General features: G+C 70.8%; 5 protein-coding genes. 3 read left to right on the top strand and 2 right to left on the bottom strand.

The annotated features are described in order from the left end of the window. Positions 1-36: 36 nt before the first annotated feature. The 3 genes from HA039_RS00880 (at position 37) to HA039_RS00890 (ending at position 2,590) form a co-directional block, all read left to right on the top strand. Positions 37-813 (top strand): hypothetical protein, encoded by a 777-nt coding sequence (locus HA039_RS00880; protein WP_167022262.1) that lies wholly within the window; start codon positions 37-39, stop codon positions 811-813. Continuing rightward, complete coding sequence (locus tag HA039_RS00885; protein WP_167022265.1) at positions 810-1,694, top strand: haloalkane dehalogenase; 885 nt, start codon at positions 810-812, stop codon at positions 1,692-1,694. Before HA039_RS00880 ends, HA039_RS00885 begins: the two co-directional genes overlap by 4 nt. Before the next feature lie 89 nt (positions 1,695-1,783). Beyond that, the gene (locus tag HA039_RS00890; protein ID WP_167022268.1) at positions 1,784-2,590 is read left to right on the top strand and encodes a hypothetical protein; all 807 of its coding nucleotides are present in this window, start codon (positions 1,784-1,786) and stop codon (positions 2,588-2,590) included. 31 nt (positions 2,591-2,621) lie between these two features. On the opposite strand, the gene HA039_RS00895 is transcribed toward HA039_RS00890, so the two are convergent. Beyond that, positions 2,622-3,230, bottom strand: a complete 609-nt coding sequence (locus HA039_RS00895; RefSeq protein WP_167022271.1) for a TetR/AcrR family transcriptional regulator — start codon at positions 3,228-3,230, stop codon at positions 2,622-2,624. Between the two features lie 91 nt (positions 3,231-3,321). Then, positions 3,322-4,743, bottom strand: a complete 1,422-nt coding sequence (locus tag HA039_RS00900; protein ID WP_167022274.1) for a pyridoxal phosphate-dependent decarboxylase family protein — start codon at positions 4,741-4,743, stop codon at positions 3,322-3,324. Positions 4,744-5,051 lie beyond the last annotated feature (308 nt).

Genomic DNA, 5,051 nt, shown 5'->3' on the forward strand with positions numbered 1-5,051 from the left:
ACTTGGCGCGTACGGACGCGAGGGTGACAAGAAGCCATGGGTGAGAAGGCGAACGCGGGTGCCGGGCTCGTTCGACTGGCGTTGTCCGCCGCGGGCGGTGCCGAGCGGTGGAGCCGGACCCGCACGGTGCGCGGCCGGCTCCGCATGCGGGGCCCGACCTGGGACCGCGTCGGGCAGCCCGGCATCCTGGACGGCGTCGGCGTCGAGGTCGACCTGCGCCAACAGCGCACGGTGTTCACCGGGTTCACCGGTCCGGCACGGCGTGGCGTCTACACCCCGGACAGGGTGACCGTCGAACAGGCGGACGGCACGGCCCTGCTGACGCGGGACCAGCCCCGGAAGGCCTACCCGGTCTTCGAGGCGCACGCGCGATGGGACGCGCTGCACGCCCTTCACTTCGCCGGATACGGCCTGTGGAACTACCTCACCGCGCCCCTCCTGTTGACCGTGCCCGGAGTCGGGACCGAGGAACTGGACCCGGTGGAAGTGAACGGCGAGCGTTGGCGCCGGCTCCGGGTGACGTTCCCGGAGAGCGTCGTGACCCACAGCTCGCCGCAGACCTGGTACTTCGGCGAGGACGGAACGCAGCGCCGGCTCGACTACGCGCCCCACGCCCTGGGCGGTCTGCCCGCCGCGCACCTCACGGAGGCGCACCGCTCCGTCTCCGGCCTGGTCTTCCCGACGCACCGTTACGTCCTGCCCCGGCCACCGGGCGGTCCTCTCGGTTCCACCCCGGTCATCACCGTGGACCTCGACGACCTCACCGTCGAGTTCGACGACGTCACGGCTCCGCCCGTCCAGGAGGAAGAATGAGCACCCGTCCCTACGCCGACAAGAAGTTCGCGGACATCAACGGCGTACGGATGGCCTACATCGACGAGGGCGAAGGGCTCCCGATCCTCTTCCAGCACGGCAACCCGACCTCCTCCTACCTGTGGCGGAACGTGATGCCGCACCTGGCGGGACTGGGCCGGCTGATCGCCTGCGATCTCGTGGGGATGGGGGACTCGGGACGCCTCGCGCCGTCAGGCCCGGACCGGTACACCTACCAGGAGCAGCGGGAGCACCTGTTCGCCCTGTGGGAGCACCTGGATCTCGGCGACGAGGTGGTGCTGGTCCTTCACGACTGGGGTTCCGCGCTCGGTTTCGACTGGGCGTACCAGCACCAGGACCGGGTCGCGGGAATCGCCTACATGGAGTCGATCGTGGCACCGATGAGCTGGGAGGACTGGAAGGAAGCCCCTCGCCGCACCTTCCGCGGCTTCCGCTCGCCCGCGGGCGAGTCCATGGTGCTGGACGACAACCTGTTCGTGGAGCGGGTGTTGCCGGCGGGGGTCCTGCGGGATCTGGACGAGGAGGAGATGGCGGTCTACCGCGCGCCGTACCTCGTCCCGGGCGAGAGCCGCCGCCCCACGCTCAGCTGGCCCCGGCATCTGCCGATCGCCGGCGAACCCGCCGAGGTGGTACGGATCGTCACGGACTACGGCGCGTGGCTGGCCCGGTCCCCCGTGCCCAAGCTCTTCCTCGACGCGGACCCCGGCGCGATTCTGGTCGGGGGTCCCCGCGCGTTCTGCCGGACGTGGCCCAACCAGGTCGAGGTGACCGTTCCGGGCGTGCACTTCGTCCAGGAGGACAGCCCGGACCTGATCGGCACCACTCTGGCGCAGTTCGTCCGGGGCCTGCGCGACCTCTGAACGACGGGGGGCGGCGTCGCCGCGGCCTTCCGAGAATCACGCCCCGTCATCCGTCATCGTCACCCGTCATCGAAAGGAGGTCGGCGGACATGTCGTCACGTCGCACCCTCGTGGAGCTCTTGGCCTCCGGGCTCACCGAGCGGTCGTTGCTTTCCGCCGCCGTCCCGGAGGCGGTGTGGGAGAGCGCGCTGACCGACCACCCGGGCCTGACCGGCCGGCAGGCGGCGCGACTGATCGCGGCGGAGGGGGCCGCGGTCCGGAAGGGTGAGATCACGGAGCACTTCGTGAGCGAGGGCCGGGAAGGTGTGCTGCGGTCGGGGGAGATCGAGGGGGAGCCCGTCGACCACCTGCTGCTGGCCACGTACGACGCCCAGGGGAGGCTGACCGGGCTCAAGAGCTTCCTCAACCGGATGTACGCCTTCACGCTGGTACGCGACCAGGTCAGGCGAAGCCTGCCGGACCTGCCGGTGGAGGTGTGGAACGTACCCGAACTCAGCCCCGACACCGGCGAGTTCCACGCCAAGCCCTCGCACGACTACAGTCCCTCGCTGCGCTTCCACAGCCCGGTTCTGCGCAGGAGCGTGTCCCCGGAGCCGATGTCCCGGAAGCTCCTCGGACACGCCAGCTCGGTCTACGGAGACAGGCAGTGGAGCGATCTCGCGCTGAACCGCGGCGACCAGCGCATGGCGCTCTTCGCCGGTGACATCAAGGGCCGGCCGATCGAAATCGCCGCCGTCCTGCGCTTCGACACCGACGGCCTCGCCGACATCAAGGCCTGCTCACGGCCCTGGGCCGCGTCGCTCGCCGTCTACTCCCGGATCAAGGCGAGAGTGGGCGACGAGCTGGGTCCCGCGTACTTCTGGGACGAACAGCCGGACTACACCTCCTATCGGTGAGCCCCGCCACCGCGGACGGGACACGACGAACTCAGGGAGAACGCCAGCCGTTCACGAAGTCGCGGAGCGCCCGCAGTTGGGCCGCGAGTTCGGGGCTGTCGGGGGCCGCGCGCGCGACGGTGAGGGTTCCCAGCAAGGCCGCGGTCATCAGGTTCGCGGTGGTGACCGGGTCCCGCACGTTCTCACCCAGGTCGCGGGCGCGTTCGGCGACGGCGCGGAACGCCGCCCTGATCCGTTCGCGATAACGCTCGGTCGCGGTCACGACGTACTCGTCGGCAGGTGCCGTCATCGCGGTGGTGGCCATGCATCCGAAGCGTCCGTACGCGCTGTCGAGTACGTCCGCGACGCGTGTGAGGGTCTCCAGGACGTCTTCCCGTCCTCGGACGCCGTCTTCGAGAGGTTCGAGGACCGCCCGCATCCGGAGCAGGTAGTCGTCCATCGCCTCCCGGTAGATCTCGGCCTTCGTACCGAACGTGTTGTACAGGCTGGAGGTCGACAGGCCGGTCGCGGCGGCCATCTGCTGCTGGGTGACCCGTTCGAAACCGGTCTCCCAGAACAGTGTCATCAGGCGGGTGAGGGCTTCGCTCCGGTCGAAGCCCAAGGGGCGGCCGGACCGGGCGGATTCCGAGGTCGCTTTCACCGGTTCAGTGTCGCCCCCGATCGCCCTCGATCCCGTCCGATCCCGTCCACCGGTGACCCGGAGTCCTGCCCCGGGACGCACGGGCGCCGGGTCATCGTCCGGTGGCGAGGCGGGCGTGGCGCAGCAGTGCCTCCACGGCGCGGTCGACGTCGTCCTCGTCTGTCGCCCAGTCCGAGACGGAGATCCGCATGAGGCGTTCGCCGCGGTAGGTGGTGCCGGTGAAGAACGCGGTGCCTTCGGCGCGTACACCGGCCATGACGGTGTCGGCCAGGCGTCCGTGGTCGCCGTCGGGTGCCTCCCAGCGCACCAGGACCTGGTTCGAGACGACGTCGTTGACGATCCGGGCGTATCCGCTGCCGCCGAGCGCGTCGGCGAAACGCCGGGCCAGGTGGGTGGTGCGCTCGACCAGTTCGGCGACGCCCTGGCGGCCGAGGGAGCGCAGGGTGGCGTAGACCGGGACCCCGCGGGCTCGGCGGGAGAAGTCCGGGCCCCAGTCGAGGGGGTCGCGGGCGGCGTTGTCCTGTTCCAGGTAGGCGGCCTGCACGCTCATCGCGGCCCGGTGGGCGGCGGCGTTACGGGAGATGGCGATGCCGCAGTCGTAGGCGACGTTCAGGAGTTTGTGGCCGTCGGTGGACCAGGAGTCGAGCCGGTCCAGCCCCTTCACCCGGTCGGCCATGGCGGGCGACGCGGCGGCCAGCAGCATGACGGCGCCGTCGACGTGCACCCAGGTCGGGTGGCCCGCCGCCCGGTGGGCCCGCGCCAGGTCGGCCACCGCGTCGAAGTCGTCGAAGGCCCCGGTGTTGACGTTCCCGCACTCCACGACCACGATCGTCGGCCCCTGGATGGTGGCCAGCGCTTCCTGGAGTGCGTCGGGCCGTATCCGGTCCTGGTCGTCGCAGGCCACGCTGACCACGGCCTGTTCGCCCAGGCCGAGGAACCGCAGGGCCCGCAGTACGGTGGCGTGGGCCCCCGACTTGACCACGACGGTCAGGGGCGGTGCCCCGGGCAGGCCGCGTGCCTCGACGTCCCAGCCCACTTCCCGCAGCACCTCGTGCCTGGCCGCGGCCAGGCAGGTGAAGGTGGCCATCTGTCCGCCGGTGACAAATCCGACGGAGCTCTGGGAGGGCAGGCCGACGAGGTCCACCAGCCAGCGCGCGGCGAGTTCCTCGGCGACCGAGACCCCTGGGGCGCCGGCGAACATCGGTGCGTTCTGGTCCCACGCCGAGACGAGAACGTCGGCTCCCAGCGCCGCCGGGTGCAGTCCGCCGACGACAAATCCGAAGTAGCGTCCGCCGGCCTGGGCGGTGATGTACGGCTCCAGATCGCGGGCGAGTTCGCCCACCACCCGCGCGGCGTCGACGCCTTCGCGCGTCAGCGGGCGGTCCAGCACGGAACGGATCGCCTCGTGATCCGCCGACGCCGGGAGGACCGGGCGGTCGGGCAGGGCCTCCAGGTGTTCGAGGGCCGCCCGGGCCGCCGCGTCCAGAACCGATTTCCAGTCCGACTGTCGCATCGAATCTCCCTAGCTCTCCGCGCACCGAACGTGCGGCCCCACGTCGCGTGGACCACTCAGGTCGGGGACTCACGTCGACAGCGCGATTCTGATTCGGTGGACTCAGAAAGTCAATCGCGGGCACCTTCGGATCGTCGCGCCGGGGCCTCGTCGGGGACGAACTCCGGTTTCAGGTACCACGCTTCGTCGGGTACGGAGTACATCTATGGCCGTCCGGCGGAGGGCGCCTGTCGGGGTGGTGGTCGGCAGGTGCCCTCCGTGGTGGGCGGGGGGATGGGGGGGACCCCGTTCCTGTGGGGTCCAGGGGT

The organism is Streptomyces liangshanensis, from assembly GCF_011694815.1.
In the GTDB taxonomy this organism is placed as follows: domain Bacteria; phylum Actinomycetota; class Actinomycetes; order Streptomycetales; family Streptomycetaceae; genus Streptomyces; species Streptomyces liangshanensis.